General features: G+C 66.3%; 20 protein-coding genes and 1 tRNA gene. 16 read left to right on the top strand and 5 right to left on the bottom strand.

Annotation, left to right across the window (positions count from 1 at the left end; all coding sequences use genetic code 11):
- Positions 1-4: 4 nt before the first annotated feature.
- Positions 5-988 carry a Gmad2 immunoglobulin-like domain-containing protein gene (locus AC6EKW_RS10095; RefSeq protein WP_498514304.1) on the bottom strand — a complete coding sequence of 328 codons (984 nt, stop codon included), beginning with the start codon at positions 986-988 and terminating at the stop codon, positions 5-7.
- A 79-nt stretch (positions 989-1,067) separates the two neighbouring features.
- Complete coding sequence (locus AC6EKW_RS10090) at positions 1,068-1,544, bottom strand: iron-sulfur cluster assembly scaffold protein (protein ID WP_273887772.1); 477 nt, start codon at positions 1,542-1,544, stop codon at positions 1,068-1,070.
- Positions 1,545-1,639: 95 nt separating this feature from the next.
- Here AC6EKW_RS10090 and ychF point away from each other — a divergent pair, with 95 nt between their 5' ends.
- The 4 genes from ychF to AC6EKW_RS10070 all read left to right on the top strand — a co-directional run bounded on the left by ychF (position 1,640) and on the right by AC6EKW_RS10070 (position 4,153).
- Positions 1,640-2,722 carry a redox-regulated ATPase YchF gene (gene ychF / locus AC6EKW_RS10085; RefSeq protein WP_273887770.1) on the top strand — a complete coding sequence of 361 codons (1,083 nt, stop codon included), beginning with the start codon at positions 1,640-1,642 and terminating at the stop codon, positions 2,720-2,722.
- Positions 2,722-3,123, top strand: a complete 402-nt coding sequence (locus AC6EKW_RS10080; protein ID WP_273887799.1) for a glycine/sarcosine/betaine reductase selenoprotein B family protein — start codon at positions 2,722-2,724, stop codon at positions 3,121-3,123. Before ychF ends, AC6EKW_RS10080 begins: the two co-directional genes overlap by 1 nt.
- Positions 3,124-3,141: 18 nt before the next feature.
- Positions 3,142-3,378 (top strand): hypothetical protein, encoded by a 237-nt coding sequence (locus AC6EKW_RS10075; protein ID WP_498514303.1) that lies wholly within the window; start codon positions 3,142-3,144, stop codon positions 3,376-3,378.
- Between the two features lie 82 nt (positions 3,379-3,460).
- Positions 3,461-4,153 carry a DUF6391 domain-containing protein gene (locus tag AC6EKW_RS10070; RefSeq protein WP_273887768.1) on the top strand — a complete coding sequence of 231 codons (693 nt, stop codon included), beginning with the start codon at positions 3,461-3,463 and terminating at the stop codon, positions 4,151-4,153.
- On the opposite strand, the gene AC6EKW_RS10065 is transcribed toward AC6EKW_RS10070, so the two are convergent.
- From AC6EKW_RS10065 to AC6EKW_RS10055, 3 genes are all read right to left on the bottom strand, one after another.
- Positions 4,150-5,220 (bottom strand): hypothetical protein, encoded by a 1,071-nt coding sequence (locus tag AC6EKW_RS10065; RefSeq protein WP_273887767.1) that lies wholly within the window; start codon positions 5,218-5,220, stop codon positions 4,150-4,152. The genes AC6EKW_RS10070 and AC6EKW_RS10065 overlap by 4 nt on opposite strands.
- 123 nt (positions 5,221-5,343) lie before the next feature.
- Positions 5,344-5,886, bottom strand: coding sequence for a GNAT family N-acetyltransferase (locus AC6EKW_RS10060; RefSeq protein ID WP_498514302.1), 543 nt, complete (start codon positions 5,884-5,886; stop codon positions 5,344-5,346).
- 43 nt (positions 5,887-5,929) lie between these two features.
- Positions 5,930-6,097, bottom strand: coding sequence for an HVO_2523 family zinc finger protein (locus AC6EKW_RS10055; RefSeq protein WP_498514301.1), 168 nt, complete (start codon positions 6,095-6,097; stop codon positions 5,930-5,932).
- Positions 6,098-6,174: 77 nt separating this feature from the next.
- Between AC6EKW_RS10055 and AC6EKW_RS10050 the strand changes: the two genes are divergently transcribed.
- From AC6EKW_RS10050 to disA, 12 genes are all read left to right on the top strand, one after another.
- Positions 6,175-6,248, top strand: a tRNA-Met gene (locus AC6EKW_RS10050).
- Positions 6,249-6,302: 54 nt separating this feature from the next.
- Positions 6,303-7,652 carry a tRNA lysidine(34) synthetase TilS gene (gene tilS / locus AC6EKW_RS10045; RefSeq protein ID WP_498514300.1) on the top strand — a complete coding sequence of 450 codons (1,350 nt, stop codon included), beginning with the start codon at positions 6,303-6,305 and terminating at the stop codon, positions 7,650-7,652.
- A 5-nt stretch (positions 7,653-7,657) separates the two neighbouring features.
- A complete protein-coding gene (gene hpt / locus AC6EKW_RS10040; RefSeq protein WP_498514310.1) occupies positions 7,658-8,209 on the top strand; it encodes a hypoxanthine phosphoribosyltransferase in 552 nt (183 codons plus the stop codon).
- Between the two features lie 85 nt (positions 8,210-8,294).
- On the top strand, positions 8,295-10,169 hold the full coding sequence (gene ftsH / locus AC6EKW_RS10035; RefSeq protein ID WP_273887763.1) for an ATP-dependent zinc metalloprotease FtsH: 1,875 nt from the start codon (positions 8,295-8,297) through the stop codon (positions 10,167-10,169).
- Positions 10,170-10,182: 13 nt separating this feature from the next.
- Complete coding sequence (folP, locus tag AC6EKW_RS10030; protein ID WP_498514299.1) at positions 10,183-11,055, top strand: dihydropteroate synthase; 873 nt, start codon at positions 10,183-10,185, stop codon at positions 11,053-11,055.
- Positions 11,039-11,548 (top strand): 2-amino-4-hydroxy-6-hydroxymethyldihydropteridine diphosphokinase, encoded by a 510-nt coding sequence (gene folK / locus AC6EKW_RS10025; protein ID WP_498514298.1) that lies wholly within the window; start codon positions 11,039-11,041, stop codon positions 11,546-11,548. Before folP ends, folK begins: the two co-directional genes overlap by 17 nt.
- The gene (locus AC6EKW_RS10020; RefSeq protein WP_273887797.1) at positions 11,548-12,318 is read left to right on the top strand and encodes a type III pantothenate kinase; all 771 of its coding nucleotides are present in this window, start codon (positions 11,548-11,550) and stop codon (positions 12,316-12,318) included. The genes folK and AC6EKW_RS10020 overlap by 1 nt, the downstream gene beginning before the upstream one ends.
- Before the next feature lie 67 nt (positions 12,319-12,385).
- Positions 12,386-12,871 (top strand): transcription elongation factor GreA, encoded by a 486-nt coding sequence (gene greA / locus AC6EKW_RS10015; RefSeq protein WP_273887759.1) that lies wholly within the window; start codon positions 12,386-12,388, stop codon positions 12,869-12,871.
- A 65-nt stretch (positions 12,872-12,936) separates the two neighbouring features.
- The gene (gene lysS / locus AC6EKW_RS10010; RefSeq protein WP_273887796.1) at positions 12,937-14,403 is read left to right on the top strand and encodes a lysine--tRNA ligase; all 1,467 of its coding nucleotides are present in this window, start codon (positions 12,937-12,939) and stop codon (positions 14,401-14,403) included.
- A 295-nt stretch (positions 14,404-14,698) separates the two neighbouring features.
- Positions 14,699-17,194 (top strand): ATP-dependent Clp protease ATP-binding subunit, encoded by a 2,496-nt coding sequence (locus AC6EKW_RS10005; RefSeq protein ID WP_273887757.1) that lies wholly within the window; start codon positions 14,699-14,701, stop codon positions 17,192-17,194.
- Between the two features lie 124 nt (positions 17,195-17,318).
- Positions 17,319-18,710, top strand: coding sequence for a DNA repair protein RadA (gene radA, locus AC6EKW_RS10000; RefSeq protein ID WP_498514297.1), 1,392 nt, complete (start codon positions 17,319-17,321; stop codon positions 18,708-18,710).
- Positions 18,707-19,792, top strand: a complete 1,086-nt coding sequence (disA, locus tag AC6EKW_RS09995; protein ID WP_273887755.1) for a DNA integrity scanning diadenylate cyclase DisA — start codon at positions 18,707-18,709, stop codon at positions 19,790-19,792. Before radA ends, disA begins: the two co-directional genes overlap by 4 nt.
- Positions 19,793-19,818 lie beyond the last annotated feature (26 nt).

The raw sequence follows: 19,818 nt of genomic DNA, 5'->3' as shown, positions 1-19,818 counted from the left end.
CCTCCTATCTCCCGGCGGAGACCGGGACGCTCACGCCCTCGAACTGGCCGGTCTTCGCGCTCGCGGAGCCTACCTCGAGCGTTCCGCTTCCGTTGAAGGCCGGGAAAGTGAGGGTCGTTCTGAAGTAACCCCAGGTGCTCGACCAGTCGTTGGCCTTCGTGCTCTTGCGGGCGATGACGGCTCCGCTCGAGTTCTTGAGCAGGACCGTGACCTGACCCTCGAAGGTGCGGGCGTAGCCCTCCACGGTGAGCGGGCTCGAGACCGACTCACCCTTGCGGGGCTCCATGACGACGACCTGCTTGCCACGCACCGGGAGCGGGCGTCCCAGAGCAGAGCCCGACGGCTGGTAATCGATCACCAGACGTCCCGGGTTGTCCAGGCCGAACACCCGGTAGCGGAACCCTCCGGTCGCGAACACGTCTACGAAGAGCCCCCCGTTCGGGGCTCGGACCACGTAGTAGTCGTCCATGATGGAGCCGCCCAGATTGCTGCCGGAGGCGGAAGTGGACCTGACCCCGGGGAGGTAGATGCGGCTGTAGCCCTCACCCGCGGGGCTCGAGAGCCTCCAGCGTGGGACCGAGGTCGCCGCCCCCCCGTTCTTGCCGAAGTCTATGACCAGCCGCTCGTAGTTCCCGTGGCGGCCGAACCTGACGTTTCGGATGCTGTCGGCTGCTCCCGGCGTACCTCCCTGCGCCTGCGGCGCCGCAGTGAAGCCCGGGAGGTTGCCCCGCTCCGTACCGGATGACCGCTTCGCACCGCCTTTCGTGGGCTTGGATTTCGCCGCGGTGCCGGAGCTCGCACGATCTCCGCCGGGTTTGCCGGAGCTTTGCCCCGAGCCCGTGCTCATGGAGGATGCCGACGAAGAGGACACGGCTTGCGTGCCGGTCGAGCTCCGCTGTTTGCTGCCCGTCTGGCTGCTCTGACCACACGCCGCTACGATCAGAGCCAGCCCGAGGACGGTAAAGACCGTCAAAGCAAGCCTTCTCATCTGTTCCTCCCCGCTCAGACTCCATGGACGGACCGCTGGTGCGGTTCGTTCTCAGAAGTAAGGATAAAACAAAAGAGCGCTACTTTCTGCGGGCCGCCTCCTCGGCGCCCTCGCCGAAGACCAGCCCCTCGCTCTCCTCGCGGCCGACCCCCGCCGCGTCGAGCCGCCGGTCTCGCTGGTAACGCCGGATCGCGGCTTTGAGCGTACCGAGCCCCAGGGTGGCGCACCTCGGGCGGGAGGCGACGATCTGGCGGCCGAGTTTCTCGATCATCTCGTTGTAGTCCATCTCGAGGATCTCGTCCATCGTCAGGTTCTTCTCGTGGACCTCCTCGAGGAGCATGCTCGCGGCCGCCATGCTTATCGTGCAGCCCTCTCCCTCGAAGGTCACGTCCTCGAGGTGCTTTTCGTCCTCTGCGCCTTTCAGGTAGATCGTGACGACGTCGCCGCAGCCGGGGTTGCCCCCGGGCATCGTGACGTCGGCCTCTTCGAGGGGTCCCCGGTGGCGCGGCCTCTGATAGTGGTCGGTGAGGATCTGTATCTGGAGCTGCCTGTCCAAGACTCCCTACCTCTTCGCTGCTCGCTCTCGCAATGCACGATTTTACCGCGCTCCGAGCGGGCGTGCCGCGGCTCGTTTGCGGATACAATAGGTTCATGAAAGTAGGGATAGTAGGTCTTCCCAACGTAGGAAAATCCACGCTTTTCAACAGCCTCACCCGGGCGGGGGCGGAGGCGCAGAACTATCCGTTCACCACGATAGAGCCCAACCTGGGCGTCGCCGCCGTGCCGGACGACAGGCTCGACGCGCTCGCCGGGGTCATGCGGAGCCGACGGAAGGTCCCGGCGACGGTCGACTTCGTCGACATAGCCGGGCTCGTGCGCGGGGCGAGCCGGGGTGAGGGGCTCGGGAACCAGTTCCTCGGACACATCCGCGAGTGTGACGCGATAGCGCACGTGGTACGTTGCTTCGCCGACGAGAACGTCTCCCACGTGCACGCGGGTGTGGATCCCGGGGACGACATAGAGACGATAAACACCGAGCTTCTGCTCGCCGATCTCGCGACCGTGGAGCGCAGGATCGAGCGCGTCTCGCGTGCGGCCAAGAGCGGCGAGAAGAGCCTCGTCGAGGAGGCCGCCGCGCTCGAGCGGCTGCGCGAGCACCTCTCCGAGGGCAACCCGGCGCGCACCTTCCCGGAGCGGGAGCCCGTCGAGGAGGCGTTAAGGACGCTCATCACCGCCAAGCCCACCCTGTACGTGGCCAACGTGGACGAGGATTCGCTCGCGGAGGGGGATGCCTACAGCGCCGAGGTGGAGAAGGTGGCGGCGCGCGAGGGTGCGGAGGCCGTGCGGCTCTCGGCGAAGCTGGAGGACGAGATCGCCGGTCTCTCGCCGGAGGAGGCCGGGGAGTACCTCGCGATGCTCGGCGTCGGATCCAGTGGGTTCGAGGAGTTCGTGCGGGCGGCGTACCGGCTGCTCGGCCTCATAACCTTCTTCACCGCCGGGGAGAAGGAGAGCCGGGCCTGGACCGTTCGCGAGGGGGCGACCGCCAGGGAGGCCGCAGGCAGGATCCACTCCGACATGGAGAAGGGCTTCATCGCCGCAGAGGTCGGTCGTTGGGACGAGGTCGTCGAGGCCGGCTCGTGGGCGAAGGCCCGCGAGGAGGCGAAGGTCCGTCTCGAGGGCCGCGACTACGTCGTGAGAGACGGCGACGTGATGCTGGTTCGCTTCAACGCGTGATGGTGCCGTTCGCGCGGCCGGAGAAGCCGCTCTCCGAATGCCGGGTCGCTCTCGTCTCGACCGGCGGGGTGCACCTGCCGGAGCAGCCCCGCTTCGACATAGACGACCCCGCGGGCGACTGCTCGTACCGCGAGATCCCGGCCGGGGCAGAAGAGCTCACCTGGACCCACGCCTACTACCCGCGTCCGGGACGGCCCGCGGAGGACCTCGACAGCGTCTTCCCGCTCTGGACCCTGCGGAAGCTCGCGGAGGAGGGTGTGGTGGGAGAGCTCAACCGGAGACACTTCAGCTTCATGGGGGCGATCCACGATCCCGCACCGCTCGCGGAGGAGACCGCTCCCGAGGTGGCCGGGAGACTGCTCCGGGATGCGGTCGACGCCGTGCTCCTGACCCCTTCCTGACCGCTGTGCCACCGGTCCGTGGGGCTGGTAGCTCAGACGATAGAGGGGTGCGGGATCCCGACGGTCACCCTCGCGATGGAGGACGGGGTCGAGGCCCCCAGGGTGGCCCGGGTGCCCTTCCCTTACGGGTTCCCGGCGGGGGAACCCCACGACGCGCGCAGGCACCGGGAAGTCGTTCTCGCCGCGCTCGCCCTCCTGCACGAGCTCGACGTTCCCGGCGAGGTCCGGCTCCCTTTCCGGTGGAGCGGGCCGTGAGAACTTTACCGTCCCCCGGCGTGGCGCGGGAGTATACTCATTGCCGGACGTAGATGCGTAGCGCAAAGGTGAGAGTGAGAAGGTGAGCATAATATTACTCTTCTTCGTGGCCTTTTTGGCCGTGTCCTTCCTGTTCTTGCTGCCCGTGATCTTCTCGCTTCAGGCCCTGGGCAGCCTCTTCGTCTACCCCAGACAGCTCGCCGCGATGTTCGGGAACAGGATCCTGAGGCGCAACCACGCCCTCGAGCACGCCACGATAGCGGTGATGATGGAGCGCGAGCCCGGGCGCAGGCTCAACGGCTTCTCCACCGACGAGGGGTTCTTCGTTCAGGGCGTGCGCTCGATCGAGGAAGTCGAGAGCGCCGCGCGCGAGGCGCTCCAGCGCCTGAAGCGGGGCGAGAGGAGGCTCGCCATCCACCGCAACTGCGGCACTACGATCGTCGCGGCGAACCTGCTCGCCGCGGTCTTCTTCCTCATCGCGCTCGGCGTGGGCATATACCTGGGTGGCCAGGGACTCTACGCCATGATCGTGCTCGGGGTCTTGCTCTCCTTCCTGCTCAGGGTTCCGTTCAGCCTCTTCCTGCAACGGTTCGTGACCACCGACGCCGATCTCTCCAACGCCGAGGTCGGCTGGGTCGAGCCCGCCCGCCCGCAGGATCTGCACGCCGGGATCCTCGGGATGCTTCTCGCGGCCACCACCGTCAGGGTCCGGGTCTTCCATACTGACCCCGAGGCCGTCGAGTTCGTCCCCGACGACGAGACGATAACCCGCTAGAGGACACCCCTCAGCGCTTCGGCGACCGCGAACGGGTCGGAAGCGACGACCGGCGCCGCATAGAGCTCCATCGCCCCGACGTCCGAGGTGCGGTTCGCGGGCGAGCCCCGGTCCACCAGGCGCACCACGGCCGGAAACGAAGACCAGTCCTCCTGCACCGGGGCCAGGGGGGGCAGGTAGAAGGCGGCGTTGAAGCTGCTCACGCCGAGCTCCCGCGTGAAGGCGGTGAGGAGCCGGGCGAAGGCGCGGCGCAGGCTGCCGTCTTCCAGGCTCTCTCCGAGCAGGATCACCTCCTTCTCCTTCACCGGCGTGAGGCTCGCGAAAGCCCGGGCGCCCGCCGGTACCGAGAGCCCCAGAGCGTCGTGGACGCGGTAGAGGTCGTCGAAGTAGGAGGGGCCGTAGGCCAGCGCCGACCTTCTCAGGTGCTCGACCTTTGGGTAGTGGGAGAAGCGGGCCGCAATCACCTGGGCGTGGCCGTGGATGATCGAACCCCCGGCGCGCCACAGGCAGTTCCACATCAGGAAGAAGTAGCGTGCCTCCGGGTCGGTCCGGAGGGCGCTTTTCCCCCACTCCATCCCGACCGCTAAGTAGTCTTCGACCCTCTCGGGCGTGAGCTGCAGCGGGTCGTGCTCGTCGAAGACGATCACACCGTGGAACGCGTCGTATTTGGCCACGTTCGAGGCGGTTACCGCGTGATCCCCGTGGATGCGTCCGAAGACGTCCTTCGGCGTACCCTCCTCCGGACGGCAGAAGGGGTCACCCTCGGTGCGCGCTATCTCCTCGGAGAGGCGTGGGTCCACGCCCGTATCCAGCGGGCGGGAGGCGCGCAGGCCGTTGAAGAGCGTCCCCTCCAGCGTGACCCTGTTCGTGACCCGCACGATGCGCTGCTCTTCGACGGCCTCCACCGACCCGAAGGTCTTCTCGACCCACGCTCGCATTCCTTCGGGGACGATCAGCCTCCCGGTCGAGACGTCGACCTCGAAGATGCGCCGGGCCAGATCCCGCTCCTCTTCGGGCAGCCCTTCGATGAGGTTCTGCAGGTTGGTGATGGTGTGTTGCGTGCTCACTGCGCCAGTCTCCCCGAGCAGAAGGCCTTCGAGGAGCTTTGATCCTGCCGTGGTCCGGCGGTGGGTACGGGCTTAGGATCCCGCAGGCGAAGCACGCTCATATGTTTCGTGTGGACGGACCGTTCATTCGTGCTCCTCCTGGCGCCCCAGCAGCTTCGCCATGTATAGCTCGTCCACGAACGAGCCCTCGACGAAGAGCGATTCCCTCCTGCGACCCTCGATGGCGAACCCCATCTTCTTGTACAGCGAGATCGCGGCCTCGTTGTGCTCCATCACCGTGAGCTCCAGACGGTGTATCCCGTGCTGGCGGGCCCAGCGTTCGGCCTCAGACATCAGGGCAGTCCCGATCCCGCGCCCGACGAATTCCTGGAGGATGCCCATGTTTATGCTGGCCGTGTGTCTGTCGCGTCGGTAGTCTCCGCCACGCGCCTCCAGGTATCCGACCATCCGGCCGGAGGCCTCGGCGACGAGGATCGTGCGGTTGCCCGTGTCGAAGGATCGCCTTATCTGTTCGGTCTCCTGGCGTACGGTGGTGGTTCGTTCCCCGGGTTCTAGGAGCATGAAGGCGGTCTCCCGGTCGAGACGTCTCTGGAGCCTCAGCAGATCTTCCGCGTCACCCTCCCAGGCGCGTCTTATGCGTACCTTCTCCTGGCCGGTCTCTTTCACCGTTCGGTGCGCCTCTTCACGACGAGGTCACTCCCTCCGTCCTTCAGGGGTCCGAGCAGTCGCGACGGTAGCCGCAGTTGGGGCAGACGAGCTCGCAGTGGAGCTCGTACATCTCCGTCCCACAGACCTCGCACCGGATCTCGTCGGCTTCCTCCCGGCCCGAGGCCCCCTCGATCTGCTCCCGGTCTCTGGTCCCACGACCCTGCTTCAAGATCCTTCCATCCTTCGTGTGTACGCGGCCTCTGAGACTTTACAAACCCCGACCCGATGATAAACTATCTCCCGCGACGCGGGGTGGAGCAGTCTGGTAGCTCGTCGGGCTCATAACCCGAAGGTCGCGGGTTCGAATCCCGCCCCCGCTACTACACGGCCCCGGGGCGATCCCGGGGTCTTCGTCTACCCCGTATACTCGTTCCGTGAACGACAGTCTCCCCGACCATTTCGCAGACAGGGTTCGCCAGACGGCGCGACGCTACCGGATGGACCTCTCGCGCCCGCTGGTGCTCGTCTCCGGGGGGCCGGACTCGGTGGCGCTTTTGAGGGTCTTGCTCGATCTTGGAGGAGACCCGGCCGTGCTGCACGTGGACCACGGGTTGAGGGGTGAGGAGTCGCGGGCGGACGCGGAGTTCGTGCGCGGGCTGTGCACCGAACTCGGGGTGCGTTGCGAGGTGAGACGCCTGCAACTGCGCGGCGGGAGCGGCATCGAAGAGCGGGCGCGCAGGGAGCGCTACCGGCTGGCCCGGGAGGTGGCCGCGGAGCTCGGGATGCGCACGATCGCCACCGGGCACACGGCGGACGACGTCGCCGAGACGGTGCTGCTCAACGTCTCGCGTGGCGCGGGGTTGCGCGGGCTCGGCGGCATCCCGCCGATCGCGGGTCGGGTCGTGAGGCCGCTCATCGGCTGCCGCCGCAGCGAGGTGCTCGCCTACCTCGAGCGGCTCGGGCAGCCGTATCGGACGGACAGCACCAACCTGCTCCCGGAGTACGCCCGCAACCGGGTGCGCCTGGAGGTGATGCCGGTGCTGGAGGAGCTGTACCCGGGCGCGGCCGCGAACATCGCCCGCATGGCCGCCCTCGTCCGCGAGGATCTCGAGGCCCTGGAGAAGATCTCCGGCAGCCTGCTGGAGGTGCGCGGGGAAGAGGTGCTCCTGGTCCGGGAGGAGATCGAAGCCGCCCATCCCGCTCTGCGGCGCCACGCGGTCAGGATGGCGTACGCCCGACTCCGTCCCGGGTCTCCGCCCCCGGAGGCCAGGGCGGTCGATGATGTACTCAGTCTGTCGCGGTGGGGAGGGCCCACGAAGACCCTCGATCTCCCCGGTGGTATCGTGGCCGCCAGCCGTCCCGGTGGAGATGTGGCCCTCTACCGCAGGCCCGTGCCGGACGAACGAGAGGAAGCGCTGCGTCCCGGCATCGTCTCTTTCTGCGGGTGGACCTTGGAAGTGAGGGAAGATTCCGGCTTTAATGTAGAAGATGCCGCCCGTCCGGAGGTCGCCTACCTGGACGCCTCCCTCGGCCCCTACAGGCTGAGGATGGCACGCGAGGGAGACGTCATCGAACCGCTGGGGCTCGGGGGGAGCAAGAAGGTCATGCGGGCCATGATGGACCGCAAAGTGCCCAGAGATCGCAGGCGCAGGACCCCCGTCGTGGTCGACGAACGTGGGGAGGTGGCCTGGATCTTCCTCGGTGAGCTTGGTGAGGAGTTCAAGGTCGGCCGCAGGACACGCAAAGCGCTCAGGCTGGAGGTGAAGGGGAGCCCATGGAGATGAAGAGCATGATGCCCGACGTGGAGAAGATCCTCATCCCTTCCGAGGAGATCCAGCAGAAGGTGCGCGAGCTGGGGGAGAGGATCACCGAGGATTACCAGGGCAAGAGCCCGCTGCTCGTCTGTATCCTGCGCGGGGCGGTGATCGTGCTCGGGGACCTCATGCGCTACATCGACCTGCCGTGCGAGATAGACTTCATGGACATCTCCTCCTACGGGACGGGCACCTCCTCCAGCGGGGTGGTGCGCATCCTCAAAGACCTCGAAGAGGATATAACCGGCCGGCACGTGCTCATCGTGGAGGACATAATCGACACGGGGCTGACCCTCTCCTACCTGAGGAGGTCGCTGCTTGCGCGCAACCCGGCGTCTTTGGAGATCTTTGCGCTTCTCAGCAAGCCGAGCCGCAGGAGGGTTGAGATAGAGGTGAAGTACCTGGGCTTTGAGGTGCCGGACGAGTTCGTCGTCGGGTACGGACTCGACTACGCCGGGGCGTACCGCAACCTCCCCGACATCTGCGTGCTCAAGCCCGAGGTGTTCCAGGGAGACGGGGAGCGCTAGAGTCGCGGAGAGCCTCCGCTTGCCGGAGCGGGCCGGGTAGTATAATTCCGGTGTCCCTTGCCGTATTTCGTGAGAGGTTAGAGAGTTGGGCAGATTCTTGAGAAACGGCGGACTACTGTATTTCATCATACTGCTGGTCTTCGCCGTTATCCTGGTACGGGTGCTCTCCACGGGCAACCAGAACGTAGAGACACTCAACTCCCAGCAGTGGATCAAGGCCGTCAAGCAGCACGAGTTCGTCACCAACGTTCCGAACAACAGCAGCAACATGCTCACGGTCCATGACCAGGAGCAGAAGGTGACGGGCAAGCTGAAGAACGGCCGGCACTTCCAGTACTCCTACCCGAGCGGTTACGACGTGGCGCACGTTCTCAACCAGAACGGCATAGCGTTCGTCACCGACGTGCAGAAGTCCGGCTTCTGGCTCAACCTGCTCAGTTACCTCGCTCCTGCGATTCTCATCCTGATCCTCTTCGTCCTGTTCATGAGCAGCATGCAGGGTGGGGGCAACCGGGTGATGAGCTTCGGCAAGAGCCGGGCCAAGCGGATGAGCAAGGACCAGCCCAAGGTGACGTTCAAGGACGTGGCCGGGGCCGACGAGGCGGTCCAGGAGCTCACCGAGATCAAGGAGTTCCTTGAGAACCCGCAGAAGTTCCAGCGGCTCGGGGCGCGCATCCCGAAGGGGGCGCTCCTGGTGGGGCCTCCGGGGACCGGCAAGACGCTGCTCGCGCGGGCCGTCGCCGGGGAGGCCGGCGTGCCCTTCTTCAGCATCTCCGGCTCGGACTTCGTCGAGATGTTCGTCGGCGTTGGGGCGAGCCGGGTGCGCGACCTCTTCGAGCAGGCCAAGCAGAACTCCCCGTGCATAATCTTCATGGACGAGATCGACGCCGTGGGACGCCAGCGTGGGGCCGGGATGGGCGGCGGCCACGACGAGCGGGAGCAGACCCTTAACCAGCTTCTGGTCGAGATGGACGGGTTCGACACCAAGAGCGGGATCATCATGCTCGCGGCGACCAACCGGCCGGACATCCTCGACCCGGCGCTTCTGAGGCCCGGACGTTTCGACCGGCAGATAGTGGTGGATAGGCCCGATCTGCCGGGGAGGGAGAAGATCCTGCAGGTGCACACCCGCGGCAAGCCGCTCGCCGACGACGTGGACCTCTCCACCATCGCGCGCAGCACGCCGGGCTTTACCGGGGCTGACCTGGCCAATCTGGTCAACGAGGCGGCGCTGCTTGCGGCGCGGCACAACAAGGACCAGATCAGCATGGCCGAGATGGAGGAGGCCATAGACCGGGTGATAGCCGGGCCGGAGCGCAAGACCCGCATCATCTCCGAGAGGGAGAAGGAGATCACCGCCTACCACGAGGCCGGTCACGCGATAGTCGGGGCGCTCCTGCCGGACGCCGATCCCGTGCACAAGATAACGATTATCCCGCGCGGGCAGGCGCTGGGCGTCACGATGAGCCTGCCGGCCGAGGACCGCTTCATGATGAGCCGCAAGCAGATGATGGCCCATCTGGCGCAGATGCTCGGGGGGCGGGCCGCCGAGCGGGTGGTCTTCGACGAGATAACCACCGGTGCCTCCAACGACCTCGAGCGGGTCACCCAGACCGCCCGGCAGATGGTCACCCGCTACGGCATGAGCGACAAGCTCGGCCCCCTCGCGCTTGGCCGCAACGACGGGCAGGTGTTCCTGGGGAGGGACTTCGCCTCCCACCAGCCGGATTACTCCGACGAGATAGCCTTCCAGATCGACAAGGAGATAAGGCGCATCGTCGACGAGTCCTACGACACGGCGGAGGATATCCTGATCCGCAACCGGACGCTTCTGGACAAGCTGGCCCAGGCGCTCATCGAGTACGAGACCGTCGACTCCGAGCACCTCAGGAGGCTGGTCGAGGAGTACGCGGTGGACGAGGTCCATTTCGAGGGCCCGTCGGCGAGAAACGGCCACTAGGAGACCTCGGGTTTTGGTCTGGCAGGTCACGCGAGAGGCACCCGGCGGGGCCGGGGAGTGCGGGGTATCCGGCTCCTCGCCCCGCCTCATGGGGATACTGAACGTCACCCCTGACTCCTTCTCCGACGGGGGGGAGTTTTTCTCTGTCGAGTCCGCTCTGGAGCACGCTCTTGCGTTGCTCGACGAAGGGGCGGAGATCCTCGATGTAGGCGGCGAGTCCACCCGCCCCGGCGCCGAGCCCGTACCGCAGGAGGAGGAGCAGAGGCGGGTGCTGCCCGCCATCCGTGCCGTCCTCGACGCTCGGCCGGGAACGAAGATCTCCATCGACACCTACCACGCGCAAACCGCGGAGGCCGCTCTCGAGGAGGGGGCGAGCATCGTCAACGACGTCACCGCGTTGCGGGGGGACGAGCGGATGGCTTCGGTGGTCGCCGGGGCTGGCTGTGAGGTCGTGCTCATGCACATGCTCGGGGAGCCGAGGACGATGCAGCGGGACCCGCGCTACGAGGATGTGGTGCGCGAGGTGAGGGACTTCCTGCGCGAGCGGGTGGATTACGCGGTCGGGTGCGGCATCGATCCCGGCAGGATCATACTCGATCCCGGCGTCGGGTTCGGCAAGACCGTGGAGCACAACCTGGAGCTCTTGCGCCGGCTGGACGAGATCTGCGAGCTCGGGTTCCCGGTCCTGGTGGGGACCTCCCGCAAGCGTTTCATCGGGACCATAACGGGCGTGCAGACCCCGAAGGAGCGCCTGTTCGGAACCGTGGCGACCACCGTGCTGGCCTACGAGCGCGGCGCGAGCATCTTCCGGGTGCACGACGTGCGCGCCAACCGGGAGGCGCTGGACGTCGCGAGGATGCTTCTGATCGGTGAGCGGGGTGGGTGAGAGGGTCTTCCTCAGCCTGGGAAGCAACCTCGGAGATCGCCTGGGGCACCTGCGCGCGGCGCTCGACGCGCTTGATCTGGGCTACCCCACGGCCCTTAAGGACATCTCCCGCCTCTACGAGACAGAGCCGGTGGAGGTCTCGGGACCCCAGCCCCCTTATCTCAACCTCGTCGTGGAGGTCGACTCCCGGATATCTCCGATGGAGCTTCTGCGTTTCTGCCAGGGTGTGGAGGCCGGGCTCGGACGGCGGAGGAAGGGGGAGAAGGCGCCGCGCACGATCGACATCGACATCCTGCTCTTCGATGATGTGGTCGGCGAGTGGCCCGAGCTCTCGCTCCCGCACCCGGGCATCCTCCGGGCGTTCAACCTCGTGGGGATCGCGGACATAGACGCGGGGTTGCGCATTCCCGGTGCTGGGTTGGTCGTCGATCTGCTGCGACGTTCGGACCGGGGCGGCATCAGGGAGGTAGAGGGGGTGGAGCTGCGTTGTTGATGGCGGCTGACGTGGGCAACACCCAGACCGTGCTCGGCATCTTCGACGGGGATGAGCTGCGCGCGACGTGGAGGATGGCGACCGAGCCCCACCGCATGGCCGACGAGGTGGGGGCGAGTTGTGCTTCGCTGTTCGCGTTGCGCGGGGTCAGGCTGGAGGACGTGAGCGCCATGATCATCTCCAGCGACGTACCGCCGCTCGTCCGCTCCTACAAGCATCTCGCCGAAGACCTGATGGGAATTCCCTTCTACGCCGTCTCGGCCGGGATGAAGACCGGGCTCGAGAATCGCTACGACAACCCGGCGCAGGTCGGTTCCGACCGGATAGTCAACTCGGTCGCCGCGAGCCGTCTCTACGGCACCCCGGTGATAATCGTGGATTTCGGCACGGCTACGACCGTCTGTGCCGTAGACACCAGTTCGAGCTACCTTGGGGGGGCGATCATGCCCGGCATCTACGTCTCGCTCGAAGCTCTCGTCTCTCGGGCCGCCAAGCTCACCAGCGTGGATCTGGAGGAGAAGGTTCCCAAGGCCATCGCGACCAACACCCCGGATTCGATCCGCAGCGGTTTCGTCTACGGGTACGCAGGGGCCGTGGACTCGCTCATCCGCCGTTTCAAGGTGGAGCTCGGCGCCGAAGAAGAGACGAAGGTGGTGGCCACCGGAGGACCTGCCCCGGTCATCGTCGATCACTGTCGGGAGATAGAGGTTTTCGATCCCGCCCTCACGCTCAAGGGACTCAAGTTGCTCTACGAGATGAACGCGGTGTGAGACCGTTCGAAAAGTTCCCGCGGCTTCGTTGAAACTTGCCGGTTGCCCTCTTATACTCTCCCAGCTTATGAGCGAGAAGAACCAGGAACTGCTGACTCCGGAAGGTTACAAGAAACTGCAGGAAGAGCTCGCCTACCTGACCGAGCACAGGCGCAAGGAGGTTGCCGACCGCATACGCCAGGCCCGGGAGTTCGGGGATCTTTCCGAGAACTCGGAGTACGACGACGCGAAGAACGAGCAGTACCTGCTCGAGCGAAGGATCAGCGAGATCCAACGCCGGCTGCGCAACGCACGGGTCGTCGAGCGCTCCGCCTCCAACGGAGGAGCGGTCGAGCTGGGCAGCCGGGTCACGATACGGGCCGTAGGCGAGGGGAAGGAGCGCACCTTCGAGATCGTGGGTGCCAACGAGTCCGACCCCACGAGCGGCAAGCTCTCCCACGCCTCCCCGGTGGGGCGTGCCGTACTCAAGCGCCGCCCGGGAGAACGCGTGGTGGTCTCCACGCCGCGCGGTTCGACGGAATACGAGATCGTGAGCGTCGAGGACGCTGGTTAGGAAGGGTCTGTATACCGGTTTTGCGACCCGGCCCTCCTTCGGCGGACGGTGAGATCTTGAACAGCATGGTGCACGTCACGACACCCGGATGGGCATCGCAGGTGGCAGGGGCCCTCGGTGAGGGCCCCCACGTCGTCGTCTCCGGGATCAGCCCCTCCGGCAACATCCACGTCGGCAACCTGCGGGAGGTTCTGGTCGCCGAGGCGGTGGCGCGGGCGCTGCGCGAGCGGGGGGAGAGGACGCGCTTCATCTTCCACGCCGACACGATAGACCCGCTGCGCAAGATCGCACCGGGTATCCCCGAGAGCTTCGGTGAGTTTCTGGGGCAGAGCCTCTCGCACGTACCCGACCCCGCCGGGGACTGCCATCCCTCCTACGCGGAGCACTTCCTCTCCCCGTTCGAGGAGGCGCTCGAGGAGATGGGGATGGAGATAGAGGTCTTGCGCTCGCACGAGCTCTACGAGAGCGGGGTCTACACCGACGTCATCCGCGAGGCTCTGGAGCACACGGAGGAGCTGCGGCGTATCCTGCAGGAGGTCACGGGCAGGAGGATGCCCGAAGGGTGGTCGCCCTTTCTGCCGCGTGCGGCCTCCGGACGCCTCACCGGCAACCGGGTGGTGGAACACCTGCCGGAGGAGAGCCGGGTCGTCTACGTGGACGAGGAGGGGCGCAAGGGGGTGGCGGACTACTCGAAGGGCGAGGGGAAGCTCGGCTGGAGGGTCGAGCTTCCGGCGCGCTGGAAGGCGCTCGGGGTGACCTTCGAGCCCTTCGGGAAGGACCACACCAGCCGCGGCGGCTCCACCGACTCGGCGGACAGGATGGCCCGGGAGGTCTTCCGCTACCCGGTGCCGGGCCGCTACGAGTACGAGTGGATCAACATCCGGGGCCAGGGAGCGATGAGCAGCTCCAGGGGCGTGGTTCTGCTCCCGAAGGAACTGCTCGAGGTGATGCCGCCCGATGCGCTCAGGGCCATGGTGCTCGGTGCAGATCCTTCGCGGGCCCTGGACCTGGATCTGGAGAACGGGCTGCCGCGTTTCATGGACGAATACAGGCGGGAAGGTGGACGTCCGTTCGTCCCGTTCACACATCTGGCCATCGTCGCGCAGACCGTCGGGGAGGACGTCGAGGCGGCCGCGGCGATGCTGCGCCGGGGAGGGTACGGGGAGGCTGCAGCGGACACCGGGAACCTGGCGAAGGACCTCGGCTATGCTCGCAACTGGGCCGCGAGGTGGGCACCCGCGTCGCTGCGCTACGAGTTGCTCGACCCCGCGCAGCTGCCCTCCGCCGTCGGGAAGCTGGACGAGGAGCAGCGGTCGTATCTCAGGCGTGTGCGGGACAGGCTGCCCGACGAGTCGGAAGCCGAAGAGATACAGGACCTGCTCTACTCGACGGCCAGAGAGATGGGGATCAAGCCGAAGAAGGCCTTCGCGGCGGTCTACACCGTGCTGCTCGGCAGGCAGAGCGGACCCAAGGCCGGGCCCTTCCTGGCCTCTCTCCCCACCGAGGTCGTGAAGGAACGTTTCGCGGTGTAATATTTATCACCAGCCCGGACTACCGGGGTGCTAGACTCGCAAGATGCGAGCGCTCAGGGGTCGAAGTAGAGATCTCCGTAGCGCTCTTAGCGTAAAGGCCGGCAAAAGTCAAATGTGCGCGGCCGAATCCTTGTATACTTCAAGGTGGTTGGTGTGATAAGAAAGAGGTTCCGCAGGTGACCCCGAAGAGCAAGCTCTCACCGATGTGCAGGCTATATAAACCAAACCGTATATACAGAGCAACTGTACCCTATACCGTGAAGGACCCTCGGGATTATAGAGGAGGCTCCCGCTGATGTTTGAACGATTCACGGAGAGGGCCCGCAAGGTCGTCGTCCTGGCCCAAGAGGAGGCCAGGCACTTCAACCACAACTACATCGGGACCGAGCACCTGCTCCTCGGTCTGTTGCGCGAGGACGAGGGCGTCGCCGCCCGGGCGCTGACTTCACTCGGGGTCACGCTGGACGATGTCAGAGAGCAGGTCGAGAGCATCGTCGGCTACGGCGAGGAGGGGACCGGTGGTCAGGCTCCGTTCACGCCCCGCTCGAAGAAGGTTCTCGAGCTCGCGCTGAGGGAGGCGCTGCAGCTCGGGCACAACTACATCGGCACCGAGCACATCCTGCTCGGGCTCGTGCGCGAGTCCGAGGGGGTGGCGGCGAGGGTGCTCTCCAACCTCGACGTCGATCCGGACAAGGTCAGGCGCAAGGTGGTGGAGCTCCTCGGCGGCGGTCGGGCGCAGAGGGGGCGCGAGGCCGTCGGGAGAGGTGGGGCCGAGGCCCGCAGGCCGAAGACGCGCCAGCTCGACCAGTACGGGCGCAACCTCACGGCGCTCGCGATGGAGGACAAGCTCGACCCGGTCATCGGACGCACGCAGGAGATCGAGCGGATCATGCAGATCCTGGTGCGCCGCACCAAGAACAACCCGGTGATCATCGGCGAGCCGGGGGTCGGTAAGACCGCGATCGTCGAGGGGCTGGCCAACGAAATCGCGGCCGGGCGCGTTCCGGACCTGCTCGCCAACAAGGAGGTCTACACGCTCGATCTGGGGGCGCTGGTCGCGGGCTCGAAGTACCGCGGCGAATTCGAGGAGCGCCTCAAGAAGATAATGAAGGAGATCACCGACCACGGTGACATCATCCTCTTCATCGACGAGATCCACAACCTCGTCGGAGCAGGGGCGGCGGAAGGGGCGATCGACGCCGCCTCGATCCTCAAGCCGGCTCTCGCCAGGGGCGAGCTGCAGGTGATAGGCGCCACGACGATCGACGAGTACCGCAAGCACCTGGAGAAGGACAAGGCGCTCGAGCGTCGCTTCCAGGTCATCCAGGTCGGCGAGCCGAGCGTCGAGGAGACCGAGCTCATCCTCAAGGGGCTCAGGGACAAGTACGAGGCGCACCACAAGCTGCACATAACCGACGAGGCGCTGCGCGCCGCTTCGCAGCTCGGCGACCGCTACATCTCCGACCGGTTCCTGCCGGACAAGGCGATAGACCTGGTCGACGAGGCGGCCTCGAAGATGCGCATAAAGACGATGTCGCAGCCTCCGTACTACAAGGAGGTCGACGAGGAGCTCGCGCAGGTTCGGGCCCAGAAGGAGGCCGCCATCGACGCGCAGGAGTACGAGAAGGCGGCGCGGCTGAGGGACAGCGAGCGTGAGCTGGCGCTCAGGCGCCGCGAGCTCGACCGGCAGTGGCGGCAGGGCGAGGGCGAGAAGCAGGTCTCCATCGGGGAGAACGAGATCGCGGAGATCGTCTCCATGTGGACCGGCATCCCGGTCAAGAAGCTCACCGAGGAGGAGTCCGAGCGGCTTTTGCACATGGAGGAGGCCCTGCACGGGCGCGTCGTGGGGCAGGACGAGGCCATAAAGGCCGTCAGCCGCTCCATCCGGCGCACGATGGCGGGCCTCAAGGATCCGAACCGCCCGAGCGGCTCGTTCGTCTTCCTCGGGCCGACCGGCGTCGGGAAGACCGAGCTCGCCCGCACGCTCGCCGAGTACCTCTTCGGCGACCAGAACGCGATGATCCGGCTCGACATGTCCGAGTACATGGAGCGGCACACCGTGAGCCGGCTGGTCGGCTCGCCTCCGGGGTATGTCGGCTACGACGAGGGTGGACAGCTCACCGAGGCCGTCCGGCGCAAGCCGTACTCGGTGGTGCTCTTCGACGAGATCGAGAAGGCCCACCCGGACGTGTTCAACATCCTGCTGCAGATCCTGGAGGACGGGCAGCTCACCGACGCCCAGGGGCGCAAGGTCGACTTCAAGAACGTCGTCCTGATCATGACCTCCAACGTCGGGGCGCAGCACATCAACAAGACCAAGACGCTCGGGTTCGGCGCCGGTGAAGAGGGGCTCTCCTACAAGGAGATGAAGTCCCGGGTGACGAGCGAGCTGAGGAAGATCTTCCGGCCCGAGCTCTTGAACAGGATCGACGAGGTCATCGTCTTCCACAAGCTCGAGCGGGAGCACGTGCGACAGATCATCGAGATCCAGATAAAGCGGCTGCGCAACCAGCTCGCCGAGCGCGACGTGACCCTGGAGTTCACCACCGAGGCGCTGGACAAGCTCGCCGAGGCCGGCTACGACCCGGCGTTCGGGGCGAGGCCCTTGAAGCGGGTCCTGCAGCGGATGGTCGAGGATCCGATGAGCGAGATGATCCTGCGGGGTGAGGTCCCCAACGGATCGAAGGTGATCGTCGAGGCGAACGACATCTCGGCCGACGATGCCACCGACGACCAGTCCATCGTGGACTTCAAGGTCATCCAACCCAAGGAGGTCGTGAAGGCCGAGTAGCCGCTCTCTCTGCGAGAGCAGGCTCTGCCGGGGAGCTGCGCCCCCACTCGAGTGGGGGCGCAGCTCTTCTTTTCTTTTACGGTTTCCTTCTGGAGAAGGATCGACGATACCTTACAATCACATCATGCCTTCGAAGACCGTCTACGTCTGCTCTAACTGCGGTCACGAGGAGCCCAAGTGGCTCGGGCGCTGCCCGGAGTGCGGGCAGTGGAGCACGTTCGCCGAGGAGCTGAGGGATTCCGCAAAGGGATCGGCCACGGGTTTCGCGAGCCGGGCCGCGAGGCGTGGTACGGCCGCTCCGACGCTCTCGATGGGGGATGTGGTGGCGGAGCGGGAGAGACGTCTCAAGACCGGTATGGCCGAGCTCGACCGGGTGCTCGGGGGCGGTCTCGTACCCGGGTCTCTGGTGCTCGTCGGAGGGGAGCCCGGGGTGGGCAAGAGCACGCTGCTTCTGCAGATGATGGGACACCTCGGGGGGAGGTGCCTCATGGTCTCGGGCGAGGAATCCCCGCGGCAGGTCGCGATGAGCGCCCGCAGGATAGGGGTCGGGGAGTCCGGTTTCCGGGTGCTCGCCGAGACCGACGTCGGCGTGATAGAGGCGACCATCCTCGAGGAGAGGCCCGAGGTCGTGGTGGTCGACTCGATCCAGACGCTCTACTCGCCCGATCTCGCCGGGGCTCCGGGGAGCGTCGGGCAGGTGCGAGAGAGCGCCGCCAGGCTGATGCGTGTGGCCAAGAGCGAGGGAATCGCGGTCGTTCTCGTCGGGCACGTCACCAAGGAGGGTTCGATCGCCGGGCCGAGGGTGCTCGAGCACATGGTGGACACCGTGCTCCAGTTCGAGGGGGACCGCTTCCAGACCTTCCGCGTGCTGCGGGGGTTGAAGAACCGCTTCGGCTCGACCAACGAGGTCGGCGTCTTCGAGATGACCGGTGGGGGGATGGTCGAGGTCTCGGATCCTTCGGCCTTCTTCCTCTCCGAGCGGGAGGGAGGGACGCCGCCGGGGGTGGTGACGGTCTGTCTCATGGAGGGCACGAGGCCGATGCTGGTCGAGATAGAGAGCCTGGTCTCTCCCAGTCACCTCGCCGTGCCGCGCCGCATGGGGGGCGGTGTGGACGCGGGTCGGGTGAGCATGCTCTGCGCCGTGCTCTCGCGCCGGGCCGGCCTCTCCCTCGGTTCTCAGGACGTCTACGTCAACGTCTCCGGAGGGGTGCGTGTCGAGGAGCCCGCAGCCGACCTCGGGGTGGCGCTGGCCATAGCGTCGGCCCTTCGGGACCGCCCGGTGGGGGCGGGGACCGCGTGCTTCGGCGAGGTGGGGCTGACCGGGGATCTCAGGGCCGTCTCCGGGACCGAGCGCCGCGAGAGGGAGCTTCTGAAGATGGGCTTCACGCGTATAATTAGGCCCGAGGTTCGTTCCAGGCGTCGTGCGGCAGACGGAGGTGCCCGTCGAGCAGGAAGAGATCCAGGCCCGGTGGAAGTAAGGACGCTGCAGGAGGCGGTAGAGGCCGCGCTCTCGTGAGCGGCCGGCACCGTGAGATGCCTCCCGAACTGGCCGAGGCGCTCGCGCTCGTGGCCCCCGGAACCGAGCTCAGGGAGGGCATAGACAACATCATCCACGCCAACAACGGGGCCCTCATCGTCGTCTCCAACCCGGAGAAGCTCAAGCGGCTCGGCATCATCTCCGGCGGCATGAAGATAGACTGTTCCTTCACGCCGATGCGCCTCTACGAGCTGGCCAAGATGGACGGCGCGCTCGTCGTCTCACCGGACTTCTCCGTCATCCACTACGCCAACGTCCAGCTCAACCCGGACCCCTCGCTTCCCTCCGAGGAGACAGGGATGCGACATCTCTCCGGTCACCGCACCGCGCAGCAGACCGGGGATCTCGTGATCGTGGTCTCCGAGCGCCGGCGGGTCGTCAGCCTCTATCAGGGCTCCTACGGACCACACGTGCTGGAGGACATCGGGGTGATGCTCTCCAAGGCGGACTCCGCGCTCGCCACCCTGGAGAAGTTCACCCGACGGCTCAGGGATGAGGCGAGGATACTCACGCTGCACGAGTACGACGGGGTCGTGACGCTGCGCGAGGTGATAGGGGCGATAAGCACGTTCGAGACCTCGGTGAGGATAGCCGAGGAGATAAGGGCGTACATCAGGGAGCTGGGCAGCGAGGGGCGGCTGGTGGAGATGCAGCTCGAGCAGGCCTTCCACGACGTCCCGGATCAGTACGAAGCCCTGCTCCGGGATTACGTGGACGAAGGGGTGGATTACGAGGAAGCCCTCGCGGCGCTGCACGAGCTCACTCCGGAGGAGCTCTCCGAGCCGATGCACATAAGCCAGGCTCTCGGTTACGGCTCGGTCGGACAGACCGAGGACTTCTTCGTCAAACCCCGGGGCTACAGGCAGCTGGCGCGCGTGCCGCGTCTGCCGAGGAAGGTCGCCGAGCGCCTCATCAGCGAGTTCGGCTCCTTGAAGGGGTTGCTGGAAGCTTCCGAGGACGAGCTCGACGACGTGGAAGGCGTGGGGCAGGCCCGGGCGCGGGCCATCAGGCGGGGTCTGAGGAGGCAGCGGGAGCTCGACCGCTCGGAGGACATCCTCTAGATGCGCGGGCTGCCAGGGCCTTTCGT

This window comes from Rubrobacter sp. M3-4, from assembly GCF_059772285.1.
This window is presented reverse-complemented; position numbering and strand designations above follow the sequence as displayed.